This window comes from Nonomuraea montanisoli (genome assembly GCF_013363975.1).
Taxonomy (GTDB): Bacteria; Actinomycetota; Actinomycetes; order Streptosporangiales; family Streptosporangiaceae; genus Nonomuraea; species Nonomuraea montanisoli.
In genome coordinates this window covers 91,105-114,068 of sequence record NZ_JABWGN010000013.1, presented here as the reverse complement: position 1 = coordinate 114,068, position 22,964 = coordinate 91,105, and the positions used below count along the sequence as shown (strand labels likewise).

General features: G+C 74.0%; 20 protein-coding genes. 13 read left to right on the top strand and 7 right to left on the bottom strand.

The window, feature by feature from the left end:
* Positions 1-70 precede the first annotated feature (70 nt).
* Positions 71-652 carry a TetR/AcrR family transcriptional regulator gene (locus HTZ77_RS31685; RefSeq protein WP_312888283.1) on the top strand — a complete coding sequence of 194 codons (582 nt, stop codon included), beginning with the start codon at positions 71-73 and terminating at the stop codon, positions 650-652.
* Between the two features lie 18 nt (positions 653-670).
* Here the strand turns inward: HTZ77_RS31685 and HTZ77_RS31680 are convergent, their stop codons facing one another.
* Positions 671-2,395, bottom strand: a complete 1,725-nt coding sequence (locus HTZ77_RS31680; RefSeq protein ID WP_328808884.1) for a serine/threonine-protein kinase — start codon at positions 2,393-2,395, stop codon at positions 671-673.
* 212 nt (positions 2,396-2,607) lie between these two features.
* Here HTZ77_RS31680 and HTZ77_RS31675 point away from each other — a divergent pair, with 212 nt between their 5' ends.
* Both HTZ77_RS31675 and HTZ77_RS31670 read left to right on the top strand, forming a co-directional pair.
* Complete coding sequence (locus HTZ77_RS31675) at positions 2,608-2,874, top strand: DUF6504 family protein (protein WP_175593398.1); 267 nt, start codon at positions 2,608-2,610, stop codon at positions 2,872-2,874.
* A complete protein-coding gene (locus tag HTZ77_RS31670) occupies positions 2,874-6,665 on the top strand; it encodes a DNA polymerase III subunit alpha (RefSeq protein WP_175593533.1) in 3,792 nt (1,263 codons plus the stop codon). Before HTZ77_RS31675 ends, HTZ77_RS31670 begins: the two co-directional genes overlap by 1 nt.
* 80 nt (positions 6,666-6,745) lie before the next feature.
* Here HTZ77_RS31670 and HTZ77_RS31665 read toward each other — a convergent pair whose 3' ends face one another.
* Positions 6,746-7,453: a DUF4328 domain-containing protein gene (locus HTZ77_RS31665; RefSeq protein WP_175593397.1), complete on the bottom strand. Its 708-nt coding sequence runs from the start codon at positions 7,451-7,453 to the stop codon at positions 6,746-6,748.
* A gap of 46 nt (positions 7,454-7,499) precedes the next feature.
* Positions 7,500-8,147, bottom strand: coding sequence for a response regulator (locus HTZ77_RS31660; protein ID WP_175593396.1), 648 nt, complete (start codon positions 8,145-8,147; stop codon positions 7,500-7,502).
* A gap of 91 nt (positions 8,148-8,238) precedes the next feature.
* On the opposite strand from HTZ77_RS31660, the gene HTZ77_RS31655 reads away from it, so the two are divergent.
* Together HTZ77_RS31655 and HTZ77_RS31650 are read left to right on the top strand one after the other, a co-directional pair.
* On the top strand, positions 8,239-8,916 hold the full coding sequence (locus tag HTZ77_RS31655) for an ABC transporter ATP-binding protein (RefSeq protein ID WP_175593395.1): 678 nt from the start codon (positions 8,239-8,241) through the stop codon (positions 8,914-8,916).
* Complete coding sequence (locus HTZ77_RS31650; RefSeq protein ID WP_175593394.1) at positions 8,913-10,910, top strand: FtsX-like permease family protein; 1,998 nt, start codon at positions 8,913-8,915, stop codon at positions 10,908-10,910. The genes HTZ77_RS31655 and HTZ77_RS31650 overlap by 4 nt, the downstream gene beginning before the upstream one ends.
* 49 nt (positions 10,911-10,959) lie before the next feature.
* Here the strand turns inward: HTZ77_RS31650 and HTZ77_RS31645 are convergent, their stop codons facing one another.
* Positions 10,960-11,961, bottom strand: coding sequence for an LLM class F420-dependent oxidoreductase (locus tag HTZ77_RS31645; protein ID WP_175593393.1), 1,002 nt, complete (start codon positions 11,959-11,961; stop codon positions 10,960-10,962).
* A 79-nt stretch (positions 11,962-12,040) separates the two neighbouring features.
* Between HTZ77_RS31645 and HTZ77_RS31640 the strand changes: the two genes are divergently transcribed.
* Entirely contained in the window at positions 12,041-13,492 is a 1,452-nt protein-coding gene (locus HTZ77_RS31640) for a sulfatase family protein (RefSeq protein ID WP_175593392.1), read from the top strand.
* 19 nt (positions 13,493-13,511) lie between these two features.
* Here HTZ77_RS31640 and HTZ77_RS31635 read toward each other — a convergent pair whose 3' ends face one another.
* Positions 13,512-14,213: a FadR/GntR family transcriptional regulator gene (locus HTZ77_RS31635; RefSeq protein WP_175593391.1), complete on the bottom strand. Its 702-nt coding sequence runs from the start codon at positions 14,211-14,213 to the stop codon at positions 13,512-13,514.
* A 63-nt stretch (positions 14,214-14,276) separates the two neighbouring features.
* On the opposite strand from HTZ77_RS31635, the gene HTZ77_RS31630 reads away from it, so the two are divergent.
* Genes HTZ77_RS31630 through HTZ77_RS31620 form a run of 3 tightly spaced genes read left to right on the top strand, consistent with a single transcriptional unit; the run spans position 14,277 to position 16,983 of the window.
* Positions 14,277-15,014, top strand: coding sequence for a (Fe-S)-binding protein (locus HTZ77_RS31630; protein WP_175593390.1), 738 nt, complete (start codon positions 14,277-14,279; stop codon positions 15,012-15,014).
* Positions 15,011-16,396 carry a lactate utilization protein B gene (locus HTZ77_RS31625; protein ID WP_175593389.1) on the top strand — a complete coding sequence of 462 codons (1,386 nt, stop codon included), beginning with the start codon at positions 15,011-15,013 and terminating at the stop codon, positions 16,394-16,396. The genes HTZ77_RS31630 and HTZ77_RS31625 overlap by 4 nt, the downstream gene beginning before the upstream one ends.
* Positions 16,393-16,983 carry a LutC/YkgG family protein gene (locus HTZ77_RS31620; RefSeq protein WP_175593388.1) on the top strand — a complete coding sequence of 197 codons (591 nt, stop codon included), beginning with the start codon at positions 16,393-16,395 and terminating at the stop codon, positions 16,981-16,983. The genes HTZ77_RS31625 and HTZ77_RS31620 overlap by 4 nt, the downstream gene beginning before the upstream one ends.
* A gap of 18 nt (positions 16,984-17,001) precedes the next feature.
* On the opposite strand, the gene HTZ77_RS31615 is transcribed toward HTZ77_RS31620, so the two are convergent.
* Together HTZ77_RS31615 and HTZ77_RS31610 are read right to left on the bottom strand one after the other, a co-directional pair.
* The gene (locus tag HTZ77_RS31615; protein ID WP_175593387.1) at positions 17,002-18,018 is read right to left on the bottom strand and encodes a baeRF2 domain-containing protein; all 1,017 of its coding nucleotides are present in this window, start codon (positions 18,016-18,018) and stop codon (positions 17,002-17,004) included.
* 3 nt (positions 18,019-18,021) lie between these two features.
* On the bottom strand, positions 18,022-18,429 hold the full coding sequence (locus HTZ77_RS31610; protein WP_175593386.1) for a DUF2795 domain-containing protein: 408 nt from the start codon (positions 18,427-18,429) through the stop codon (positions 18,022-18,024).
* An 87-nt stretch (positions 18,430-18,516) separates the two neighbouring features.
* Here HTZ77_RS31610 and HTZ77_RS31605 point away from each other — a divergent pair, with 87 nt between their 5' ends.
* From HTZ77_RS31605 to cobT, 4 genes are all read left to right on the top strand, one after another.
* Entirely contained in the window at positions 18,517-19,596 is a 1,080-nt protein-coding gene (locus HTZ77_RS31605) for a GNAT family N-acetyltransferase (protein WP_175593385.1), read from the top strand.
* 75 nt (positions 19,597-19,671) lie between these two features.
* Positions 19,672-20,847: a bifunctional cobalt-precorrin-7 (C(5))-methyltransferase/cobalt-precorrin-6B (C(15))-methyltransferase gene (locus HTZ77_RS31600; protein WP_175593384.1), complete on the top strand. Its 1,176-nt coding sequence runs from the start codon at positions 19,672-19,674 to the stop codon at positions 20,845-20,847.
* Positions 20,848-20,913: 66 nt separating this feature from the next.
* Positions 20,914-21,756 (top strand): sirohydrochlorin chelatase, encoded by an 843-nt coding sequence (locus HTZ77_RS31595; RefSeq protein ID WP_175593383.1) that lies wholly within the window; start codon positions 20,914-20,916, stop codon positions 21,754-21,756.
* Between the two features lie 19 nt (positions 21,757-21,775).
* Complete coding sequence (cobT, locus tag HTZ77_RS31590) at positions 21,776-22,846, top strand: nicotinate-nucleotide--dimethylbenzimidazole phosphoribosyltransferase (RefSeq protein WP_328808881.1); 1,071 nt, start codon at positions 21,776-21,778, stop codon at positions 22,844-22,846.
* The last annotated feature ends 118 nt before the right edge of the window (positions 22,847-22,964 follow it).

Sequence of the window (22,964 nt, the reverse complement as noted above, 5' to 3'; positions counted from 1 at the left end):
CCAATCGCAACGGGTGTAGCTTTAGTGTGGCAGCGATGGGAAATTAACGCAACTGGAGTTGTCTTTGGATGTGACCAAGCGGCCCGGCGGACGCAGTGCGCGGGTGCGTGACGCGGTGCGGCAGGCCACGCTCGCGGAGCTGGCCGAGCACGGGTTCCGCGGCCTGACCGTGGAGAACGTGGCGGAGCGGTCGGGCGTCCACAAGACGACCGTCTACCGGCGGTGGGGCAACGTCGAAGGGCTCATCGCCGACGCGCTGGAGCTGGCCGCCCACGAGCCGTGGCCGGTCCCCGACACGGGCACGGTCGAGGGGGACCTGCGCGGGGTCGTGGAGCTGGTGCGCAGCGGGTTCGAGGACCCCGAGCTGGGGCCCGTCTCGTCGGCGTTCGTGGCGGCCGCCATGCAGAGCCCGGAGGCCGCGCGGGCGCTGCACGCGTTCTTCGAGGCCCGCCACGACCAGTCGGCCCAGGTCGTACGGCGGGGCGTGGAGCGCGGGGAGCTGCCCGTCACGGTCGACGCCCGCGAGGTGGTCCGGGTCGCGGTGGCGCCCGTCTACTACCGGTTGTTCGTCGCGCACGAGCCGGTGAGCCGGGAGGACGCCGGCCGGGCCGCCGACGCCGCCCTCGCCGCCGCCCGCGCCGGAGTCCTGTGAGGCGAGCCGCGGGCGGGCTCAGGTCTGCTTCTGGCCGCGCAGTTCGAAGTCGTCGAACGACATCCTCAGCACCGAGTCGTCCCCCTTGGGGGTGCGGGCGAACAGTCCCACGTACCCGTTGCCGAGCCCGCTCGGATCGTCCACCTGCTGGACCTGCTCGCCGTTCACCCACATCGTGAGCCGGACGCCGCCGCTCCCGCGCTGCTCGCACGACGCCTCGATGCGGACCCGGCCCGGCTCGCCGCCGACCTTGACGGGCTGCGCCAGCGTGCCGCCCGAGCCGTCCAGGACGCGCCGGATGCGCGCCTGGCCCTTCGTGTCCAGCCCGAACTCGTACGACGTCGAGTCGTCGGCCGAACGGCAGTACACCCCGTACTCGCCGCCGCCCACGACCTGCCGGACCTGCGCGGTGACGCCGACGACCACGCTCGTGGGCATCATCGGCGTCGGCGTGCTGGACGGCAGGGGCGCGCCCGTGGGCGAGGCGATGAGGTACGACGTGGGCGCCTTGACGCGGCGCTCCTCGTAGGTGTCCTCCACGTCGATCCCGAACGTGCCGTCGCTCCGGTAGCCGTAGGACCCGGTGTCGTCGGAGTCGTAGGTGCCGCCCCAGCCGCCGGAGGTCTGGGTGAAGTCCTCCTGGAGCAGCACCGGACCCTCGGGCGGCTTGCCGGGCGAGAGCAGCGCCCATCCCGCGATCCCCGCGCCGGCGAGGGCGACCGCGGCGGCGGCGATCCCGGCCACCAGCCGGCCCCGGGCCGTCCTGCGCCCACCACCCGAGGACCCGCCGCCGAAGGAGGTCCCAGGACCGCCGTACGAGCCCCCTGAGCCGCCGTGCGAGGCCCCGGGGTCGCCGTAGGGCCCGCCGGGCACCCCCGGCTGGGTGAACGGCGTCGTCCCCGGCTGCTGCCAGCTCAGCTGCACCGTCCGCGCCGTCTGCTCCGGCGCCGCCGAACGTCCCACCAGGTGGTCGAGGAGCTGCTGAGCAGTCGGCCGGGCCGCCGGGTCCTTGCGCAGGGCCGCGGCGACCAGCTCGCGCAGCCCCGGATCCACCTGGCTCAGGTCGGGCTCGGTGTTGAGCACCTGGTAGACGATCGCCGGCAGCGTCTCGCCGCCGAACGGGGCCCTGCCGCTGGCCGCGTACGCCACCAGGCAGCCCCACGAGAACACGTCGCACGCGGCGGACACCGGATCGCCCCGCAGCACCTCGGGCGCCATGTAACGCGGCGTGCCGACGATCTCGCCGGTGCCGGTGACCCCGCCGAGCGTGTCGAGCGCCCGCGCGATGCCGAAGTCGATCACCCGGGGGCCGACGGGCGACAGCAGCACGTTGGACGGCTTGAGGTCGCGGTGGACCACCCCGGCCCCGTGGATGGCGGTGAGGGCGGTGGCCACGCTCACGGCCAGCGCGTCGAGGCTGGACCCGCGCAGCGGCCCCGACTGCTCGACGGCCTGCTCCAGGTTGGGGCCGGGCACGTACTCGGTGACGACGTAGAGGAGCTGGCCGTCGAGATCGGCCTCCAGCACTGCGGCGGTGCAGAACCTGCGCACCCGCCTGGCGGCGTCCGCCTCCCGGCGGAAACGCATGCGGAACTGGTCGTGCTGGCTGAACTCCGGGTTGATCACCTTGATGGCGACGCGCTGCCCCGCGGTGTCCTCGGCGAGGTGCACCGTGCCCATCCCGCCCCTGCCCAGCACGCTCAGCAACCTGTAGCGCCCGATGTGGGAGGTTTCACCGCTCACGGCGGGTTAGCTTACCGATATCGGCCTCGTCCGGGCGGGCCGACACGGGCTCCCCGCCGACACGGGCTTCCCCGGCCGGCTCACCCGCACCGGCCGGGCGGGCGTCAGTGACTTGCGCTCCGCGCCGCAAAGAACATATGTTCGATATGTAAGAACACCCGCCTTCCCCCGGGTGGCTGGACACAGTCGACGAAGCCGCGGGGAGAGGCGTCTTGAGCAGACTCTATGGCGATCCGATCGAGGTGTGGACTCGCGACGGCGAGCCCAGCCAGTTCGTCTGGCGCGACCGGCTCTACCTCGTGCGCCGCGTCCTCGACCACTGGGTGGTGGCGCGGGAGTGGTGGAAGGTCCGGGAGGGCGATCCCGGTGAGCGCCAGTTCTGGCGGGTCGAGGCCAGCCCGGGGCGCGAGGCCGGCTCGTACGAGCTGAGATTCGACACCGCCAGCGGCGGATGGCTGCTCATGAGGGCGTGGGACTGATGGCCGGGCCGTTCCCGCACCTCAACGTGGCCTCCGCCTACTCGATGCGGTACGGCACCGCGTTCCCGCGCGAGCTGGCGCGGCGGGCGGCCGACGACGGCATGGACATCCTCGCGTTGACCGACCGCGACGGCCTGTACGGCGCGGTCAAGCATGCCCAGGCGTGCGCGGACGCGGGGATCGGGCCGGTCTTCGGCGTCAGCCTGGCCCTCGCCGAGCCCGACGGCACGCTCGACGGCCTCGGGTACGGCGGCACCCTCGACGGCGCCCCCGACGGTGTGTTCGGCGGCCTCGGGCATCGGGGGTCCCCGGGCGAGAGCCGCGGACGGCACCGCCCCCGCACCGGGGCCGACGCCGAGGACCGGATCACCGTGCTGGCCCGTTCGGGCGGCTGGTCGCGCCTCGCCCGGCTGGTCACCGACGCCCACCACGCGGGCGAGCGCGGCGAGCCCCGTGTGACCCGCGAGATGGTGGCCGCGTGGGCCGGCCCCGGCGACACCCCCGACGACGCTCTCGTGGTGCTGCTCGGCCCGAGGTCCGACGTGGGCCGGGCGATGGCCGCGCGCCGCGACGACCGGGCCCGGGCGCTGCTCGCGCTGTGGCGTTCCCTGGTGCCCGGGGTGGTGGTCGAGCTGGTCGACCAGTACGGCTTCCGCGACGCCGTCACCGCCGTCCACATGCTGGCCCTGGCCGAGTCCGCCGGCGTGCCCGCCGTGCTCACCAACGCCGTCAGGTACCTCGACCCGGACGACCACCAGGTGGGCGACGTGCTCGACGCGGCCCGCCAGCTCGTCCCCCTGCACCCGCGCCATCTGGAACGCACCACCTCCCACGCCTACCTCAAGGGCTCCAAGGACATGGCCCGGGTGGCCGCCAGGATCTGCGGCTCCGACGCGCGCCGGGCCGCCGATCTGCTGCGCGCCACCCGCAGGGTCGCCGAGGAGTGCGTGATGGACCCGGGCGAGCTGCTCGCGCTGCGCGGCGACCCGCCCGCCCTGCACCTGCCCGAGATCGGCGCCGACCCGGTGCCGCTGCTGCGCCGCCGGGTGGAGGACGGGATGGCCGCGCGCGGCCTGGCCCGCTCGCGCGAGGCGCGGGACCGGCTGCGGGACGAGATGGCCATCATCGAGCGCAAGCGCCTGTCCGGTTACTTCATCGCCGTGTCCGACATCACGGGCATGATCCGGCGCATGGGCGTCCGGTGCGCCATCCGCGGCTCCGGCGCGGGCAGCCTGGTCAACCACCTCATCGGCATCGGCGAGGTGAACCCCCTGGACCACGGCCTGCTCATGGAGCGCTTCCTGTCGGAGGGCCGCGTCGGGCTGCCCGACATCGACGTCGACGTGGAGTCCGCGCGCCGGCTCGACTGCTACCAGGCCATCTTCGACAGGTACGGCGAGGCGCGCGTGGCCTGCGTGTCCATGATGGAGACCTACCGGGCCCGCAGCGCGATCCGCGACGTGGCGGGCGCGATGGGCCTGCCCCCGTACGAGATCGACGCGATCGCCAAGGCGTTCCCGCACATCCGGGCCAGGCAGATCACCGCGTCGCTGAACGACCTGCCCGAGCTGCGCGACAGCAGGCTGGGCGAGGCGGGGCTGGACCGGGTGTTCAAGCTGGCCGAGAAGCTCGACGGGCTGCCCCGGCACGTCGCGCTCCACCCGTGCGGGGTGCTCATCGGCAACGCCGGGCTGCGCGACCGCACGCCGGTGGAGCGCAGCCTGCTGGGCTTCCCGATGTCGCAGTTCGACAAGGAGGACGTGGAGGAGGCGGGGCTGCTCAAGCTGGACGTGCTGGGCGTGCGCATGCAGTCGGCGATGGCGTACGCGCTGGGCGAGATCGAGCGCGTCGACGGCGTCAGGGTCCGGCTGGACGAGCAGAACGCCCCAGAGGAGGCCCAGGAGGCCGAGGAGGCTCCCGAGGAGGCCCGGGAGGACGCGGAGGTGCGGTACGTGCCGCACGACGACCAGGACACCTACGACATGATCTGCGCCGCCCGCACCCTGGGCTGCTTCCAGATCGAGTCGCCCGGCCAGCGCGAGCTGGTCGCCAAGCTGGAACCGCGCGCGATGCACGACCTGATCGTGGACATCTCGCTGTTCCGGCCCGGGCCGGTGAACTCCGACATGGTCACCCCGTACCTGGAGGCCAGGCACGGGTGGCGGGCGGCGTACTACCCGCACGAGCGGCTGCGCGAGCCGCTGAAGGAGACGCACGGCGTCGTGGTCTTCCACGAGCAGGTGCTCAAGGTCATCGCGGCGATGACCGGCCGCGACCTGTCGTTCGCCGAGATGCTGCGGCGCTCGCTGGGCACGTCCGAGGGGCGGGAGCTGGTCCGCAAGACGTTCGTGCCGCTGGCCAGGACGAACGGGTTCGACGACGCGACCGTGGAGCGGGCCTGGCAGGTGCTCGACGCGTTCGGCGGGTTCGGGTTCTGCAAGGCGCACGCGGCGGCGTTCGCGCTGCCCACCTACCAGTCGGCCTGGCTCAAGCGGCACCACGCGGCGGCGTTCTTCGCGGGGGTGCTCACGCACGAGCCCGGCATGTACCCGCAGCGGGTCATCATCGACGAGGCCCGGCAGTGCGGGGTCGCCATCCTGCCGCTCGACGTGAACAGCTCGGGCCGCGACTGGCAGGTGGAGCGCCTCGGGCCGCGCCCGCCGCTGCGGCTCCAGGTCCGGGCCGACGCCCTGGGGAAGGACGCCCTGGGGGAGGAGGACAAGCCCCGGCGTGTCCCCTTCAAGGCCGAGGAGCTGGGCAGGGGGTACGCGCTGCGGGTGCCGTTCTCGGCGGTCAAGGGGGTGAGCGAGGCCGAGGTGGACCGCATGGTCGCGGGCCGGCCGTACACGTCGCTCGCGGACTTCTGGGACCGCGCCCGGCCGTCGCGGCCGATCATGGAGCGGATCGTGCAGGTGGGCGGGATGGACGCGCTGCACGGCCTGAGCCCGGGCGGCCCGGGCGACCGCTGGCGGCCCGGCCGCCTGACCCGCCGCGACCTCGTCGCCCAGGTGGGCGCCCTCGAACGCGCCTCCGCCGCCTCCGGCGTGGGACACGCCACCGCCGGCCGCTCCCGGCGCTACGCCCCGGCCGGACCCGTCCCGTCGGGCGGCGGGCGCGAGGGCGAGGCGGCGGCCGTGCAGCTCCCGCTGGGGTTCGGCGAGCACGTGCCGCCGGGCGAGCTGCCCGAGATGACCGAGGCCGAGATGGTGGAGGCCGAGCTGGAGATCCTCGGCATCGACGTCTCGCGGCACGTGATCAGCTTCCACGACGAGCTGCTCGACGCGCTCGGCGTGGTGCGCTCCAAGGACCTGCTCCGTCAGCGCAACGGCGCCGAGGTGCTGGTCGCCGGGGTCAAGGTGGCCACGCAGACGCCGGCGGTGCGCTCGGGGCAGCGGGTCATCTTCACCACGCTCGACGACTCGACCGGACCGGTCGACCTGACGTTCTTCGAGTCGGTGCAGGGCAGGTGCGCGGCGACGGTGTTCGGGGCGTGGCTGCTGGTGGCCAAGGGCGTGGTCCGCCGCACCGGCACGCGGGCGGTCTCGCTGCGCGCGGTGGACTGCTGGAGCCTGGCCGACCTCGACCGGGTGTGGCGTTCGGAGGGGATCGAGGCGGTCCGGGCGCTGATGGCCCGCGAGGCGGAGCAGCGGGGCGGTGTCGGCGGGCGGCCGATCGAGTACGCCAACGGCTTCCGGCTCTCGCCGTACTCCGACCTCGGCCCGGCGGTCGCGTCGCCGCCGCGCCGGCTGTGGCACGCGAGCCCCGGCAGCTCAGGCCCGACGGCCGCGTGAAAGCCGAAAGCGGCTCAGGCCCGACCGCGGTGTGAAAGCCGAAAGCGACTCAGGCCCGACCGCCGTGTGAGGACCCGGGATCAGCTCGCCTGGCCGAGCGGCGCCGACTCCGGCGGCGTCGCCGGCCGGCGCAGGCGCAGCAGCGTGGGAACGGCCACCCCGCGCGCCGCGCACTGCACGGCCGTGATCTCCCGGACGGTCGCCGCGCACAGCAGCGCCGCCACCGACAGCGCCACCAGCTCCGGCACGCCGACCCCGGTCAGCCCGCCGGACGTCTCCAGCGGCAGCCGTACGGTCACCAGCGCCAGCGTGGTCAACCAGCTCGCCCACCACGCCGCCAGCAGCACGAGCCAGCGGCGCCGGCGGCCGTCCGGCGGCAGGGAGCCCCGCCACAGGGCGTCCACCAGCAGGACGGGCGCGACGAGGTTGACGCCGGGGATGAGCCAGGCGGCGGCCACCGGCCCGGAGGGGGCGTGCCGGTGGCCGACGTGCCGGGCGCGGACCAGCCAGGTGGTGTACGCGGCGGCGCAGGCGATCGTGGCGACGCCGAGCAGCAGGATCAGGACGGCGAAGAGCGTGACGGCGCCCACGACGGCCTCGGCCTCGGCGCCGCGAGGACGCCCGTCGAACGCCGCGAGCTGGGCGGCGAGGCTGCGCCCGCGGACCAGCTCGAAGGTCACGAGCGCGCTCAGGCAGAGGATCTGCGCGGCGAGCGACGCGTACACGGCGGAAGCGGCTCTCGTGGGCGGTGCCTGGGCGTAGCGCACGTTGTTCTCCCCCCGGGCCATGCGCTGAGGTTCTCATTCACTTCTATCCCGCCGAGCTCGCTGTTAATCAGCGCACCACGCCGGATTCCCACGCCCAAGCTGCGATTTCCACCCGATTCCGGACACCGAGTTTGGCCTGGATGCTGCCGAGATGCGTCTTGACCGTGGACAGCGAGACGAACAGCTCGGCCGCCACCTCCTGGTTGGTGCGGCCCCGGGCCACCAGCCGCACCACGTCGAGCTCCCGTTCGGTCAGCGGCTCGTCGGGCGCGGGGGCGCCCCGCTCGGGCCGGGACAGGTGCCGCAGCAGCCGTACGGTCACCGACGGCGACACCAGCGCCTCCCCGCCGGCCGCCGCCCGGACCGCCTCGATGAGCAGCGTCGGGCCGCTGTCCTTGAGCAGGAAGCCGATGGCCCCGGCCCGCAGCGCGCCGTAGACGTACTCGTCCAGGTCGAAGGTGGTGACGATGACCACCCGCATCGGGTTCTCCACCCCCGGCCCGGCCAGGGCGCGGGTGACCTCCAGCCCGTCCAGCTTCGGCATCCTGATGTCGAGCAGGCACACGTCCGGCCGCAGCCGCCTGGCCTCGGAGACGGCCTCGGCGCCGTCGGCGACGGCCGCCACGACCTCCATGTCCGGCTGGGCGTCCAGGATCATCTGGAAGCCGGTACGCACCAGTTGCTGGTCGTCTGCGATGAGAACCCGAATAGTCACGGCGAACACTCTAGGATCGGCCGTTCGGCCGAGGCACAACCGGACGCACGGCCGATCCGCCGGCCGGGGTCGCGCCGGAAGACTTTCCGGCATGAACGACGTGCTCGCTGGACGAGCCCTGACCAAGAGGTTCGGGCAGACGGTCGCCCTGGCGGGCGTGGACATGGCGGTGCGGCCCGGCGAGGCCGTGGCCATCATGGGGCCGAGCGGCTCCGGGAAGTCCACGCTGCTCCACTGCCTGGCCGGCATCATGAAGCCCGACTCGGGCGAGGTGCGCCTGGAGGGCACCCGCATCGACGACATGGGCGAGCGCAGGCGCAGCGCCCTGCGCCGCAGCCGCTTCGGCTTCGTCTTCCAGTTCGGCCAGCTCCTGCCGGAGCTGCCCGCCGACGAGAACGTGGCGCTCCCGCTCATGCTGGGCGGCGTGGCGCGCGCGGAGGCGGTGCGGCGGGGCCGGGAGTGGTTCGCCCCGCTCGGCCTGGGCGGCATGGAGGCGCGGCGGCCCGGCGAGCTGTCCGGCGGCCAGGCGCAGCGGGTGGCCATCGCCCGCGCCCTGGTGACCCGGCCCGCGGTGGTCTTCGCCGACGAGCCGACCGGCGCCCTCGACCAGACGACCGGCCACGACACGATGCGGCTGCTGGTCGAGGCCACCAAGCACAACGGCGCCTCGCTCATCGTGGTCACCCACGACCCGGGCGTGGCCGGCTGGTGCGACCGCACGGTCGAGGTCCGGGACGGCGTGCTGCTCACCGCGGGGGCGCGAGCATGAACGTGGGCCTGGCCTGGAGGCTGCTCAGGGGCGGCGGGCGCAGGGGCATGCTGGGCACCTGGCTCACCCTGGGCGCCGTCGCGGTGTCCACGGCGCTGCTGCTGTTCGCGGTCGCGGTGGACTTCGCCTTCGCGGCCCGCGCCGACCGGGGCGCCTGGCGCAACCCGGTCGCGGCCGGCTCGCGCCCGGCCGTCGCGGTCGAGGCGAGCAGGCACGACTACGTGCGCGGCAGGGAGATCACGGTGGTGGACCTGGCGGCCCTGCCGGGGAAGAGCCCCGAGCCGCCGCCCGGCCTGTCACGCTTCCCGGCGCCCGGCGAGGTGTGGCTCTCGCCCGCCCTCGCCGAGCTGGCGGGCCGGCTGCCCGCGGCCGAGCTGGCCGCCCGCTATCCCAAGCCGGCCGGCGTGCTCGGCGACGAGGCGCTGGTCCACCCGGACGAGCTGATCGTGGTGGCCGGCCGCGCGCCGGACGCGCCGGAGCTCACGGCCGCGCGCAGCTCCGACTGGATCGTCGGCTCGCAGCCGGTCAAGGTCGCCTCGCTGGCGGGGGAGCCGACGGAGGACGCCGAGGGCTACCAGGTGCTCGCGCTCATCGCGAGCGTGCTCATGGTGGTGCCGCTGCTGGTGTTCGGCGGGGCCGCCGCCCGGCTCACGGTGGCCCGGCGGGACCAGCGCCTGGCCGCGCTGCGGCTGGTCGGCGCGACGCCCGGCCAGGTGGTGGCCATGACCGTGGCGGAGGCGGTGATCGTCGCGTTCGCGGGAGCGCTGGCGGGGGCCGTGGCGTACGCGCTGGCCGTGCCGCTGCTGTCGCGCGTGGAGATCGACGGCGGCCCGTGGTTCGTCGCCGACCTGTGGCCGCACCCCCTGGTGATGGTGGGGGCCGTGGTCGCCGTGCCGCTGCTGACCGGCCTGTCGGCCGTGGCGGGGCTGCGCCGGGTCGTGGTCAGCCCGCTGGGCGTGGCCAAGCGGGAGACGCCGCCCGCCATGCGGTGGGTGCGGCTGCTCGCGCTGGTCGCCGTGCTCGTCGCCGTCCCGGTGGTCTCCCGCGGCGACAGCGCCGGCCTGATCGCGGTGGTGATCGGGCTGGCGTTCCTCTCGATCAACCTGGTGGGCCCGTGGGTCGTGGGCCTGATCGGCCGGATCGCCGCCGCCTCGGCCCGCCGCCCGGCCCGGCTGCTGGCCGGGCGGCGGCTGGTCGACGACCCGCGCTCGGCCTGGCGCACGGTGAGCGGCGTGGCCCTGACCGGCTTCGTCGCAGGCTTCCTCGGGCTGCTCAGCCCCGGCACCCTGATCGGGACGCAGGACACCGGCCACCTGCGGGTGAGCGCGCCCGCCGGGCAGGCCGCGACCGTGGCGCAGGGGGCGCGCGACCGGCTGAGCAAGGCCGGGGTGGCGGCCGCGGTGACGACGCGGAAGGACGTCGTCGTGATCGCCCTGAAGGACGCGACCCCGCTCACCGACGAGGACGCGCGCCGGAGAGCGCCGGACGGACTCCCCACGCAGACGGCCCCCGCGACGCTCGACCGGGCGCGGACCGCGCTCGCGGGCCTCGTACCCGGCCGCACGCCGACGACCCAGGCCGACGACGAGTACTTCGGCGGCGAGATCCTCGGCGACATCGCCGTGGGCACGGTCGTGGTGCTGTCGGTGTCGTTCCTGGTGGCGATCGCGAGCGCGGGCATCACGGCCGCCTCGTCCGTGCTGGACCGGCGGCAGACGTACGCGCTGCTGCGCCTGGCCGGCACGCCGCTGGAGGTGCTGGACCGCGCCCGCCGCGCCGAGACGCTGATCCCGCTGGCGGTCATGGGCGGCGGGGCGATCCTGGTGGGGGCCTTCTGCGGGATCCCGTTCATGATCACTGACCCGAACCTCACGGGGCTGGTCACGCTGGTCGTGTGCGTGGCCGTCGGCTTCGCCGGGGTCGTGGGCGCGGGGGCGCTCAGCAGGCCGCTGCTGCGCTCGGTGACCGCCGACCCGGCGCCCCGGCCCGACTGACCGGCCGCGCGGGCGTGGGCAGGATCGCGGCGGGGCGCGCGGGCGTGGGTCAGCCCAGCACCAGGTCGCGGATCACGGCCAGTTGCTCCTCGTCGCGCGGCCCCATGACGAGCAGCGACGTCACGGGGGAGGCGCGCCAGAGTTCGAGGCGCTCCTTGATGCGCTCCGGCGGGCCCACGAGCGCGATGCCGTCGGCCAGCTCGTCCGGTATCGCCTGGAACGCCTCGCCCTTCCGCCCCGCGAGGTACAGCGCCTGGATCCGCTCGGCCGCCTCGGCGTAGCCCATCCGGCCCATGATGTCGGCGTGGAAGTTGCGGTGCCGCGCGCCCATGCCGCCGATGTAGAGCGTGAGCATCAGCTTCACGCCGTCGAGCGCGGCCCGCACGTCGTCGGAGATGACCACCATGACCATGGCGGCGATGTCGAAGTCCGGGCCGCGGGCCGCGAGCGCGTCGCCGTACATCTCCTCGATCTTGGAGGGGAACGTGAACAGCGGCAGCCAGCCCTGCGCGACCTCCGTCGCCAGGGCGACGTTCTTCGGGCCCTCGGCGCCGAGGTAGACGGGGATGTCGGGGCGCAGCGGATGGGTGATGAGCCTGAGCGGCTTGCCGAGCCCGCCCGGCAGGGGCAGCGGGTAGTGCGGGCCGTCCGAGGTCACCGGCTCCTCGCGCCGCCACACCCTGCGCATGATCTCCACGTACTCGCGCGTGCGCGCCAGCGGCCGGGCGAACGGCTGTCCGTACCAGCCCTCGACGACCTGCGGCCCCGAGGCGCCGACGCCGAGCAGCAGCCGGCCGCCCGTGAGGTGGTCGAGCGTCATGGCGGTCATCGCGGTGGTGACCGGGGGGCGGGCGGAGAGCTGGGCTACGGACGTGCCAAGCTTGATGCGGGACGTGCGGGCCCCGTACCACGCGAGCGGCGTGAAGGCGTCGCTGCCGTACGCCTCGGCGGTCCACACCGAGTCGTAGCCGAGCCGTTCGGCGGCCAGCACGAGGTCGGTCGCGTCATTGGGGTGGCGCTGCCAGTAGCCGAGGTTGAGGCCGAGTCTCATGACACCTCCAGAATTTAGTTCTATTACGGCAACGACGGCCTCGCGTGTCAATGCATGATCTTCCGGGGAGGTTCGAGCTGTGCTCAAGGGTTTGCGCCACATAGCCTCTGCCCTGGTCGTTCTCGTCGCCGGGGCCGTTCCCGCGGTCCTTCCCCGCACGGCCTGCGCCCAGGGCCCGGCGGCCAAGCCGAACATTGTCATGGTGCTCGCCGACGACCTGGAATCGGGCACTTTGCCGTACTTCCCCAACATCACCCGCGAGGTGGTGCGCCAGGGCGCGTCCTTCGACCGGTACTTCGTGACCAACTCCTGGTGCTGCCCGTCGCGCTCGTCGATCCTGCGCTCGCAGTACGTGCACAGCCACGGCGTGTGGACCAACACCCCGCCCGAGGGCGGTTTCGACAAGTTCCACACCAGTGGTTTGGAACGTTCCGATCTCGGCCTGTGGATGCAGCAGGCCGGATACCGCACCGGGCTCATGGGCAAGTACCTCAACCACTATCCCGGCCGCAGCGCCGAGGAGACGTTCGTGCCGCCCGGCTGGAACGAGTGGGACGTGCCCGTCCGCCGCCTCTACGAGGAGTACGGCTACCGCCTCAACGAGAACGGCACCACGGTCGACTACGGCTGGGCCGAGGACGACTACCTGTCCGACGTGCTCGCCCGCAAGGCCGGCGCCTTCTTCACCGCCTCCGACCAGCCGTTCTTCCTCTACCTCGCGCCGGTCGGGCCGCACAACCCGGACAACCCGGCCGTCCGGCACGCCGACGCGTTCATCGGCGCCCAGGCGCCGCGCACGCCCTCGTTCGACCAGCCGGACGTCAGCCGCGAGCCCGCCTGGCTGCGGGAGCGCCCGAGGCTGTCCGAGCACGTCATCGACCGGATCGACGAGCGCTACCAGGCGCGCATGCGCGCCATGCTGGGCGTGGACGACCTCGTCGGCTCGGTCGTCGAGTCGCTGCGCGCCGCGGGCAAGCTGGACAACACCTACATCATCTTCACCAGCGACAACGGCTTCCATCTCGGCACCCATCGCCTCAAGCAGGGCAAGACCACGCCGTTCGAGGAGGCGATCCGGGTGCCGCTCGTGGTGCGGGGGCCGGGCGTGCCGGCGGGTTCGGTGATCCACGAGATGGCGCAGACCGTGGACCTCGCGCCCACCTTCGCCGAGCTGGGCGGGACCACGCTGCCGTCCCTCGCCGAGGGGCGCTCGCTGATGCCGCTGCTGCGCGGGCAGCATCCCACGCCGTGGCGCAAGAACGCGCTGGTCGAGTTCTCCCGGCCCGCCGACAAGTCCTCGGCCGCCCAGACGCCCGTGCCCAACTACCAGGCGCTGCGCACCGAGGGCTACACCTACGTCAAGTACGCGACGGGGGAGACCCAGCTCTACGACCTCACCAAGGACCCCTACCAGCTCACCAACCTGGCCGCCGGCGCGGATCCGCAACTGGTGCGCAACCTGCAGGACCGGCTCCAGGCGATGGTCTCCTGCTCGGGCGCGACCTGCCGGCAGGCCGACGTGAAGGAGTAGGTCCCGCGGAGGTGATCCGTCACTCGCCGCAGAGGTCGGGGTAGGCGCGCGCCAGGTGGGCGGTCACCGCCTCGGTGGCCTCGTCGGGGTCGCCCTCCAGCACGGCCCGCAGGATGCGGCGGTGGTCGGTCTGGAGCCCCGAGGTGTCGCCCAGCCGCACGACCGCCTCCACCGCGTACCTGCGCAACGAGTCGCGCAGCGAGCGCATGAACGCGGCGATCAGCCGGTTGCCGGACGCCTCGGCCAGCGCGCAGTGGAAGGCCGTGTCGTGCTCCACGAACTCCTCCGGCGAGGCCGCCCGGTCCATCCCAGCGATCGCCTCGGCCAGCACCGAGACGTCCGGCCGGGTCAGCGCCGCCCGCGCCGCGGTCCAGCGCTCGATCATCAGGCGCGTGTCGATCACCTCGCGCGGCTCCAGCGAGGCCAGGCCGAGATGCAGCCGCAGCAGGTCGGTCAGCGCCGCGTCGGGCTTGGAGACGAGCACGGCCCCCGCGTCCGGGCCCCGGCCCACCTGCGAGGACACCACGCCGAGCGTCTCCAGCACGCGCATCGCCTCGCGCACCGAGGACCGGCTCACGCCGAGCTGCTCGGCGAGCTGCCGCTCGGCGGGCAGCCGGTCGCCCGCCGTCAGGCCGTCCTCGGCGATGCGGCGCTCGACCTGCGCGAGGACGTCCTCGAACGTGCGGGTCTTCCTGACGGGCTGCCAGCCGGTGCCGGTCAACGGTTCCCCCTGCTGCTATGGTCTGACCATACTGTGGTCTGACCATACCTCGGAAGGAGAGCGGTGCGAGTCGCCCTGTTCATCACGTGCGTGAACGACACGCTCTTCCCCGGCACCGGCAAGGCCGTCGTGTCACTCCTGCGTCGGCTGGGCTGCGAGGTCGACTTCCCCGCCGCCCAGACGTGCTGCGGCCAGATGCACGTCAACACGGGCTACCGCGAGGAGGGCGTGCGCCTGGCCCGCCACTTCACCGAGGTGTTCGCCGGGTACGACGCCGTCGTCGCGCCGTCCGGCTCCTGCGCCGCGATGGTGCGCGAGCAGTACCCCAAGCTCGTGCGGCCGGGCAGCAGGGGCGCGGCGGCCGTCGCCGCGGTCGCGCCCAAGGTGTACGAGCTGAGCGAGTTCCTGGTCGACGTGCTGAAGGTCGAGGACGTCGGCGCGTACTTCCCGCACCGGGTGACCTACCACCCGACGTGTCACTCGCTGCGCGGCCTGCGCCTCGGCGACCGCCCGGCCCGGCTGCTGCGCAACGTCCGGGGCCTCGACCTGGTCCCGTTGCCCGGGGCCGAGGAGTGCTGCGGGTTCGGCGGCACGTTCGCGGTCAAGAACCCGGCCGTCTCCTCGGCGATGGGCGCCGACAAGGTGCGCGGCGTCCTCGACACGGGCGCCGAGGTGCTCTGCGCGGCCGACAACTCCTGTCTCATGCACATCGGCGGCATGCTGGGCCGCCAGCGGACCGGTGTCCGGGTCATGCACCTGGCCGAGATCCTCGCCTCCACCGAAGAGGTCAAAGCATCATGAGCGCCACCTTCATCGGCATGCCCGGAAATTTCCCGAAGAACTCCGCGCAGGCCGTGCAGAACTCGCAGCTCCGCTACAACCTCCGCAAGGCCACGCACACCATCCGCGGCAAGCGCGCGAGCGTCGTCGGCGAGCTGCCCGACTGGCAGGAGCTGCGCGCGGCCGGCAAGGCGATCAAGGACGAGACCCTGCGCCACCTCGACCGCTACCTCCTGCAACTGGAGGAGGCCGTCACCGCGGCCGGCGGCCACGTCCACTGGGCCAGGGACGCCGCCGAGGCCAACCGCATCGTCGCCGGCCTGGTCAAGGCCACCGGCGAGCGCGAGGTCGTCAAGGTCAAGTCGATGGCCACCCAGGAGATCGGGCTCAACGAGGCGCTGGCCGCCGAGGGGATCACCGCGTACGAGACCGACCTGGCCGAGCTCATCGTCCAGCTCGGCGACGACTTCCCCAGCCACATCCTGGTGCCCGCCATCCACCGCAACCGCGCCGAGATCCGCGAGATCTTCCTCGACCGGATGGAGGACGCGCCGCCCGGCCTGACCGACGAGCCCGCCGCCCTGGCCGAGGCCGCCCGCGTGCACCTGCGCGAACGGTTCCTGCGCAGCAGGGTCGCCGTCTCGGGCGCCAACTTCATGATCGCCGAGACCGGCACCCTCGTCGTGCTGGAGTCCGAGGGCAACGGCCGCATGTGCCTGACCCTGCCCGAGACGCTGATCAGCGTGGTCGGCATCGAGAAGGTGCTGCCCACCTGGCGCGACCTGGAGGTGTTCCTCCAGCTCCTGCCGCGCAGCTCCACCGGCGAGCGCATGAACCCGTACACGAGCACGTGGACCGGCTCCGCCGAGGGACAGGACTTCCACCTCGTGCTCCTCGACAACGGCCGCACGGACGTCCTGGCCGACGAGGTCGGCCGCCAGGCCCTGCGCTGCATCCGCTGCTCGGCCTGCCTCAACGTCTGCCCCGTCTACGAGCGGGCGGGCGGCCACGCGTACGGCTCGGTCTATCCCGGCCCCATCGGCGCCATCCTCACCCCGCAGCTCCGCGGCATGGGCTCGGAGCTCGACGCGTCGCTGCCGTACGCCTCCAGCCTGTGCGGCGCCTGCTACGAGGTGTGCCCGGTCGCCATCGACATTCCCGAGGTGCTCGTGGACCTGCGCGCCAAGGCCCCCCACGGCGCCGCCGAGCGGGCCGGCATGCGCGTGGCCGGCTGGGTGCTCAACGACCAGGCCCGGCTGGCGGCGGCGCAGCGGGCGGCCACCCGGCTGCGCGGGCTGGTGCCCAGGCGGCTGCCGGGCCCCCTGTCGGCCTGGACCGACACCCGGGACCTGCCCGACATCCCGGAGGAATCCTTCAGAGACTGGTGGGAGCGAGAAGGATGAGCAGGAGCGCGCGCGAGGACATCCTCGCCCGGATCAGCCGGGCCGTGGACGGCGCCCCGGAGGTGGAGATCCCCCGGCGCTACCGCGCGACGGCCCGGGTGGACGACCTGGTGGGGCTGTTCACCGAGCGGGTCGGCGACTACCGGGCGATCGTCCACGTCGTCCCGGAGGCCGAGGTCCCGGCCCGGATCGCCGGGATCGTCGCGGGGCGGCGCATGGTCGTCCCCGACGGGCTCCCCGCCGAGTGGACGCCCCCGGACGCCTCGGACGCGGGCCCGGCCGACCCGTACACGGCGGACGGCGTCATCACCGGATGCGCCGTCGCGATCGCCGAGACCGGCACGATCGTCCTCGACACGGGGCCCGGCCAGGGCAGCAGGGCGCAGACGCTGGTCCCCGACTACCACCTGTGCGTGGTGCGGGCGGACCAGATCGTGGCCGGGGTGCCCGAAGCGGTCTCCCGGCTCGATCCGATCCGCCCGCTCACCTGGATCAGCGGGCCCTCCGCGACGAGCGACATCGAGCTCAACCGCGTGGAGGGCGTCCACGGCCCCAGGACGCTGGAGGTCCTGGTCGCCGTCTCATGACTGGTAGCCGTCTCATGACTAGTAGCGGATGACGGCCGCGACCTCGGACACCTTGTCGGTGAACCAGAGCTCCGCGTCCGTCATCGCCGCGGCCCTGGCCAGCGCCGAGTCGGCGCGCTCGCGCACCGGCTCCTCGACGCCCCAGAGGCGCAGCTCGCCCGCGTCGGTGGAGACCTGCGTGCCTCCCTCGCCGATCCACACCTCCTGGGGCAGCTCGCCGGGCGACAGCACGGCGTGCACCCGTCCCTCGCGCAGGGCATGGAACACCTGGGCCGGCCCGGCCGGCCCGGACGCCTCGCGGTGCCGGTCGAGCAGCTCGGCGCGCCTCTCCTCCAGCCACGTGTCGAGCGCCTCCTCCACGTCGCGCTCGAACGTCCCGTGATCCTTGCGGCTGCCGTGCTCGACCATGACGACCCGGTCCGACGTCTTCGTGCCGAGGTGGTCGGTGAGCATGGCCCGCGACCTCGGGTCGCCGGCCACGAGGACGAGCTCCGCGCCGATCCGGCGCACCTGCTCGTCCACCTCCTTCGCCACGGCCGCGGCGTTCTTCTCCCAGGTGTCCTCCACCGCGCTCTCGTACCGTCGCTGCGACCACCCGCCCTGCGCGGTCTTCTGCAGCGGCCAGTCCTGCGCCTCCACCACCGCCGTACGCGGCGAGCCGCCGCCGAAGACCGTGACCTCGGCGCCCGCGTGGTCCACGATGACCCGCAGGTGCGGCACGTTCTCCCCCCTGGCCATGAGCAGCGGGGTCACGCGCGGCAGCGGCGACCAGACCGCGAGCTCGCTCGGCGGCGGCTCGGCCAGCGGCTCGGCTAGGACGACGTCGCCGTGCGTGGCGAACACCGCCTCTCCCGTCCCCGGCCGTCGCGCGTGACTCTCCAGGGCCTTGACCGTGTCGGGGTCCGCCACGGTGTCGAGCCGGTCGCGTACGGCGTGCCAGCGGGACTCACGGTCCCGCTCGGTGAGCGCGCCCGTGTAGACCGACGCGTACGGCCCGCGGCGCTCGTACAGCGGCCGGATGAAGTCGAGCCGCACGGGTCACCACCTCCGCCTCTCCTTGCCGAGTCCCAGCGCGTCGGCCACCTGGGCGACGTTGTCGAACCCGCGGTCCGGCAGCGAGCGCACCATCTCGACGATGTGGTCGGGCGCGTTCGCGTCCTCGGCGTGCCGCACCAGCTCGTCCTTGGAGGAGGGGAAGCGGCTGTCGCTGAGCCATCGGGCCAGGTCGCTGCGGGCCTCCACGCCTTGCTGGCTGATGCCCTCCGGAGTGCCGGGCTCGTGTCCGGGCGGGTACCGGGTGTGGTCCTCCTCGCCGGGGGCGGGCGTGGGTTCGGGCTCCTTCCACTCCTCCGCGTGGGTCGGGCCGCCGCCGCGTACCATCCCCTCGGTCTCGTGCTTCTGCTGCTCGTCGACGCGACGGGTGTGCTTGGCGCTCCCTCGATCCATGGTTCTCACTCCTCTCCCTTGCCGCCCTACCCCCGCTTTCATGGGCAAACATCGCGAACGACATCGCGGATGTGTACGCTGCCGGTCGTGTTCGATGCCGACGTGAAGGTCGTCACACCCCGGCTCACGCTGCGCCCCTTCGGCCCGGCGGACGCCCCGCGCGTCAGGTCGATCGTGGAGTCCGGCGCCCGCTTCCTGCCGCCCGGGGCGCCCACGCACGTCGCCGGCGTCCCCCGCTGGCTGGAGGCCGGCGTGCACGAGCTGCGCGACTCCGGCCAGGGCGTCCATCTCGCGATGGCCGACGCCGAGGGGCGCATCGTGGGCGCCATCGGCCTGTTCAAGACGTCCTGGGGTGCGGGCACGACCGAGGTCGGCTACGGTGTCCACCCGCTGCACCGCAACCGCGGCTTCGCCACCGAGGCCGTACGCGGGCTGACCGAGTGGGTGTTCGCGACCACCGACCTGCGCCGCGTGGACCTCACGGCCAACCTCGACAACCTCGCCTCGCTGCGCGTCGCCCAGAAGGCCGGCTTCACCTGGGAGGGCGTGCTGCGCGAGGCCAGCCTGGAGGACGACGGCCCGCACGACCTCGTCGTCTTCGGCCTGCTCCGCCGGGACGGCCGCGCCCCCGCCGAGATCCTGCCCGCCGCCGAGCTGCGCACCGAGCGCCTGCTGCTGCGCCCGCTGTCGGAGGAGGACGTGCCCGGGCTGACCGCCACCGGCGCCGACGCCCTCACCCAGGCCATGACCGGCGTGCCCCGCGGGTACTCCGAGGCCGACGCCCGGGCCTTCGTCGCCCTGAGGGAGCAGATGCGGATCAGGGGCGACGGCGTCGCCTGGGCCGCCGTCGAGCTGGACGGCGGCCGGTTCGCCGCGAACGTGGACCTGCGGGACCTCGACTGGCGCGACGGCTCGGCCGAGGTCGGCTACATGACCGCGCCGTGGGCGCGCGGCAACGGGTACGCGGGGGAGGCGGTGCTCGGCATCGCCCGGTGGCTGTTCCAGGTGCGGCGCTTCCAGCGGCTCGTCCTGCGGGCGGCCGTCGCCAACCCCGCCTCGCAGCGCGTGGCCGAGAAGGCGGGCTTCGTCCGCGAGGGCGTCGCCCGCGGGGCGCTGCGCGGCGAGGATCTCGTCGTCTACAGCCTGGTCCCGTCCGACCTGCCGTAGCCCCCCCGGACCGGGTGACCCCTGGTGAAACGACCGGGAAGCCGTCACTCTTGGTGGTGAGGACGGTGAGGCGGCATGATCACGGTGGTCGGGTGGGACGGATCGGAACTGTCGGCCAAGGCCGCCGACCGGCTCCACGCGGCGGCGCTGGTGGTGGGCCCCCCGTCCCTCGCCGGCCGGTTCGGGCCGGCCGCGCCGGTCGTGCCCGACGACGCCCTCCTGGAGACCCTCGACCGGCACATCGGCGAGGGCGGGGGCCCGGCCGTCGTCGTCACCCAGGGCGACCCCGGCTTCTTCGGCGTCGTCCGCGCCCTGCGGCGCCACGGCCTGGAGCCCGAGGTGCTGCCCGCGACCTCGCTCGTCACCCGCGCGTTCGCCTGCGCCGGGCTCAACTGGGAGGACGCCCTCGTCGTCGCCCCGGCCGGCCCGCGCCAGCTCGACCGGGTCGTCAACGCCTGCCGCGCCCACCCCAAGGTGGCCGTCCTCGTCACCCCCGGCGTCGGGCCCGGCGAGATCGCCCGCGAGCTGGCCCCCACCACGCCACGCGCCCTGCTGGTCTGCGAGGACCTCGGCGGCCCCGACCAGCGCGTCACCTACAGCCGCATGGGCGAGGCCACCACCCGCCCGTGGAAGGACCCGGACGTGGTGCTGGTCATCGACCCGCTGCACCGGGCCGGGCCGCCCGGCTGGGTGGCGGGCGCGCAGCCCGGCCCGGCCGAGTGGGCGCTGCCGCTCGGCGGGCCGCTCCCGCCGGAGGTCAAGGCGTACATCCTGGCCAAGCTCGGGCCCCGGCTCGGCGACCTGGTGTGGGACGTCGGCGCCGGCTCCGGCGAGATCGCGGTCGAGTGCGCGCGGCTCGGCGCGGCCGTCATGGCCGTCGAGAGAGACGAGGAGTCCTGCGCCCGGCTGCGCTCCACCGTGCTGGCCCACGGCGTCAAGGTCGCACTCACCCGCGGCCAGGCGCCGCCCGCGCTGGAGCCCCTGCCCGACCCCGACGCCGTGTTCGTCGGAGGAGGCGGCATCGACGTGATCGTCGCCTGCGCCGCGCGCCGTCCCCGCTCGCTCGTGTGCGCCGTCAGGACCCTGGAACGCGTGCCCGCCGTCCTCGACCGGCTGCGCGAGCACGGCTACCGCGCCGAGGGCACGCAGATCCTGGCCTCCAGGTTCACCGTCCAGCCCGACGGCTCCCACGGCCTGGCCGCCACCGACCCGGTGTTCGTCGTCCACGGGGTGCCCGCATACCCCGCGTGACCTGTCGCTCACGGGCGCGCATCGGTTATCCTCGCGTGTCTTTGTCTACCTCCGGAGAATCCCTCGATGAAGCCGCCGCTCCTGCTGATCGGGCAGGGCTCGAACGATGACGCCGACTCAGCGGAGTTCGGCAGGTTCGTCCACCGGCTCCGCTGCCGGCTGGACCAGCGGGCCGCCGACGTCTCCGGCGGCTACCTGGAGCGGGCCACGCCGCGGTTGAGCGAGTCCGTCGCCTCCCTGGTCGCCCGCGGACACCACCGCCTGGTCGCGCTGCCGCTGAGCCTCAGCCGCGTGGGCGAGGAATGGCCCGCCGCGCTGGAGGCCGAGGCGCGCCGCCACCCCACGCTGATGTACGACTACGGCCGTCCCCTCGGCCCCGACCCCCGCGTGCTCGCCCTGCTGGCCGAGCGGCTCAAGGACGCCGCGACCGAGATGCCGCGGCTGCGGCCCCTGGAGGCCGTGGGCGGCAGGTATCGCCAGCTCCGCGCCGTCGACACGCCCCCCGACCACCAGCTCGGCCACGTCGAGCCGGGCGAGACCGCGGTCGTGCTGGTCGGCGAGGGCTCGACCGACCCGGCCGCCAACGCCGAGATCCACCGCGTGTCCCGGCTGTTCTGGGAGACCCACGCCTACGACTTCATGACCGTCGAGACCGCGTTCGTCTCCGTCACGCCCCCCGGCGTGCCGGGCGGCCTGGAGCGCTGCCGCCGCCTCGGCGCCAAGCGGGTCATCGTGGTGCCCTACCTGTTGTTCGCGGGCGGGGTGCTGGAGCGGGTCTGGGCGCAGGCGCTCGCCTACGGCGCGGGCCACCCCGACCTCGACATCCGCTGCGCCGAGGTGATCGGCGACTGCGACACCCTGGCCGATGTGGTCATCGACCGTTACGAGGAAGCACTCCAACCCGCCTGATTCCCCACGGAGGTTCGCCGTGCTCGCAGAGACGCTCGCCGCGATCCGCCCCGCCGATCCGCGGGCGGTGGCCGAGGCCCGCGCCCACCAGGATCGGCTCACCAAGCCCAAGGGCTCGCTCGGGGCGCTGGAGGAGGTCGCCGTACGCCTCGCCGGGGCGGCCGGCGTCTGCCCGCCGCCCATGCCCGAACCCGCGGTCCTCGCCATCTTCGCGGCCGACCACGGCGTCCACGCCCGCGGCGTCACGCCGTGGCCGCAGGAGGTGACCGTCCAGATGGTCGCCAACTTCCTTGCGGGCGGCGGCGTGGCCAACGCCTTCGCCGCCCAGGCGGGCGTCTCGGTGACCGTGGTGGACATCGGCGTCGCGGCCGACCTGCCCGACGCGCCCGCGCTGGTCAAGCGGAAGATCGGGTACGGCACCGCCGACCTGTCCAAGGGCCCGGCGATGACCGTCGACCAGGCGGCGCGCGCCATCGAGGCGGGCATCGAGGTGGCCCGCGACCTGGTCGCCCAGGGGGCCCGCTGCCTGATCACCGGCGACATGGGCATCGCCAACACCACGGCCTCGGCCGCGCTCGTCGCCGCCTTCACCGGGGCCGACCCCGGCGAGGTCACGGGACGCGGCACCGGCGTGGACGACGCCACGTACGAGCGGAAGGTCGGCGTCGTCCGTGAGGCCCTGCGCGTCAACGGCGTCACGCGGGCCGGCTCCGAGGCGAGCGACGCGCTGCGCGTGCTCGCCGCCGTCGGCGGGTTCGAGCACGCGGCGATCGCCGGCTACATCCTCGGCGGCGCCGCCGCGCGCGTGCCGGTGATCCTCGACGGCGTCATCGCCGGCGCCGCCGCCCTCGCCGCCGCGGCCCTCGACCCGGCCGCCGTCGACCACTGCCTCGCCGGGCACCGCTCGGCCGAGCCCGGGCACACCGTCGCGCTGACCGCCCTCGGGCTGCACCCCCTCGTCGACCTGGAGCTCCGGCTTGGCGAGGGGACCGGCGGCCTGCTCGCCCATCCCCTCGTCTGCGCGGCCGTCCGGGTCATGCACGAGGTGGCCACGTTCGACTCGGCGGGAGTGACCGAGAAACCCGTGTGACAGGTGACGTGCCGTGATGGCGGCTGATGACACGGGTTGACACGGGTTGACGCGGGCGAAACACCGGGCGGGCCCGGACCCGGTAGGTTTACCTCCTGACACAGCCCAACCTTCGCGA

Bases quoted from the DNA above. Each gene is read 5' to 3' on its own strand.
- HTZ77_RS31670 (WP_175593533.1), top strand. From the start codon at position 2,874: ATGGCCGGGCCGTTCCCGCACCTCAACGTGGCCTCCGCCTACTCGATG.
- HTZ77_RS31665 (WP_175593397.1), bottom strand. From the start codon at position 7,453: ATGGCCCGGGGGGAGAACAACGTGCGCTACGCCCAGGCACCGCCCACG.
- HTZ77_RS31655 (WP_175593395.1), top strand. From the start codon at position 8,239: ATGAACGACGTGCTCGCTGGACGAGCCCTGACCAAGAGGTTCGGGCAG.
- HTZ77_RS31650 (WP_175593394.1), top strand. From the start codon at position 8,913: ATGAACGTGGGCCTGGCCTGGAGGCTGCTCAGGGGCGGCGGGCGCAGG.
- HTZ77_RS31645 (WP_175593393.1), bottom strand. From the start codon at position 11,961: ATGAGACTCGGCCTCAACCTCGGCTACTGGCAGCGCCACCCCAATGAC.
- HTZ77_RS31625 (WP_175593389.1), top strand. From the start codon at position 15,011: ATGAGCGCCACCTTCATCGGCATGCCCGGAAATTTCCCGAAGAACTCC.
- HTZ77_RS31620 (WP_175593388.1), top strand. From the start codon at position 16,393: ATGAGCAGGAGCGCGCGCGAGGACATCCTCGCCCGGATCAGCCGGGCC.
- HTZ77_RS31610 (WP_175593386.1), bottom strand. From the start codon at position 18,429: ATGGATCGAGGGAGCGCCAAGCACACCCGTCGCGTCGACGAGCAGCAG.
- HTZ77_RS31600 (WP_175593384.1), top strand. From the start codon at position 19,672: ATGATCACGGTGGTCGGGTGGGACGGATCGGAACTGTCGGCCAAGGCC.
- HTZ77_RS31595 (WP_175593383.1), top strand. From the start codon at position 20,914: ATGAAGCCGCCGCTCCTGCTGATCGGGCAGGGCTCGAACGATGACGCC.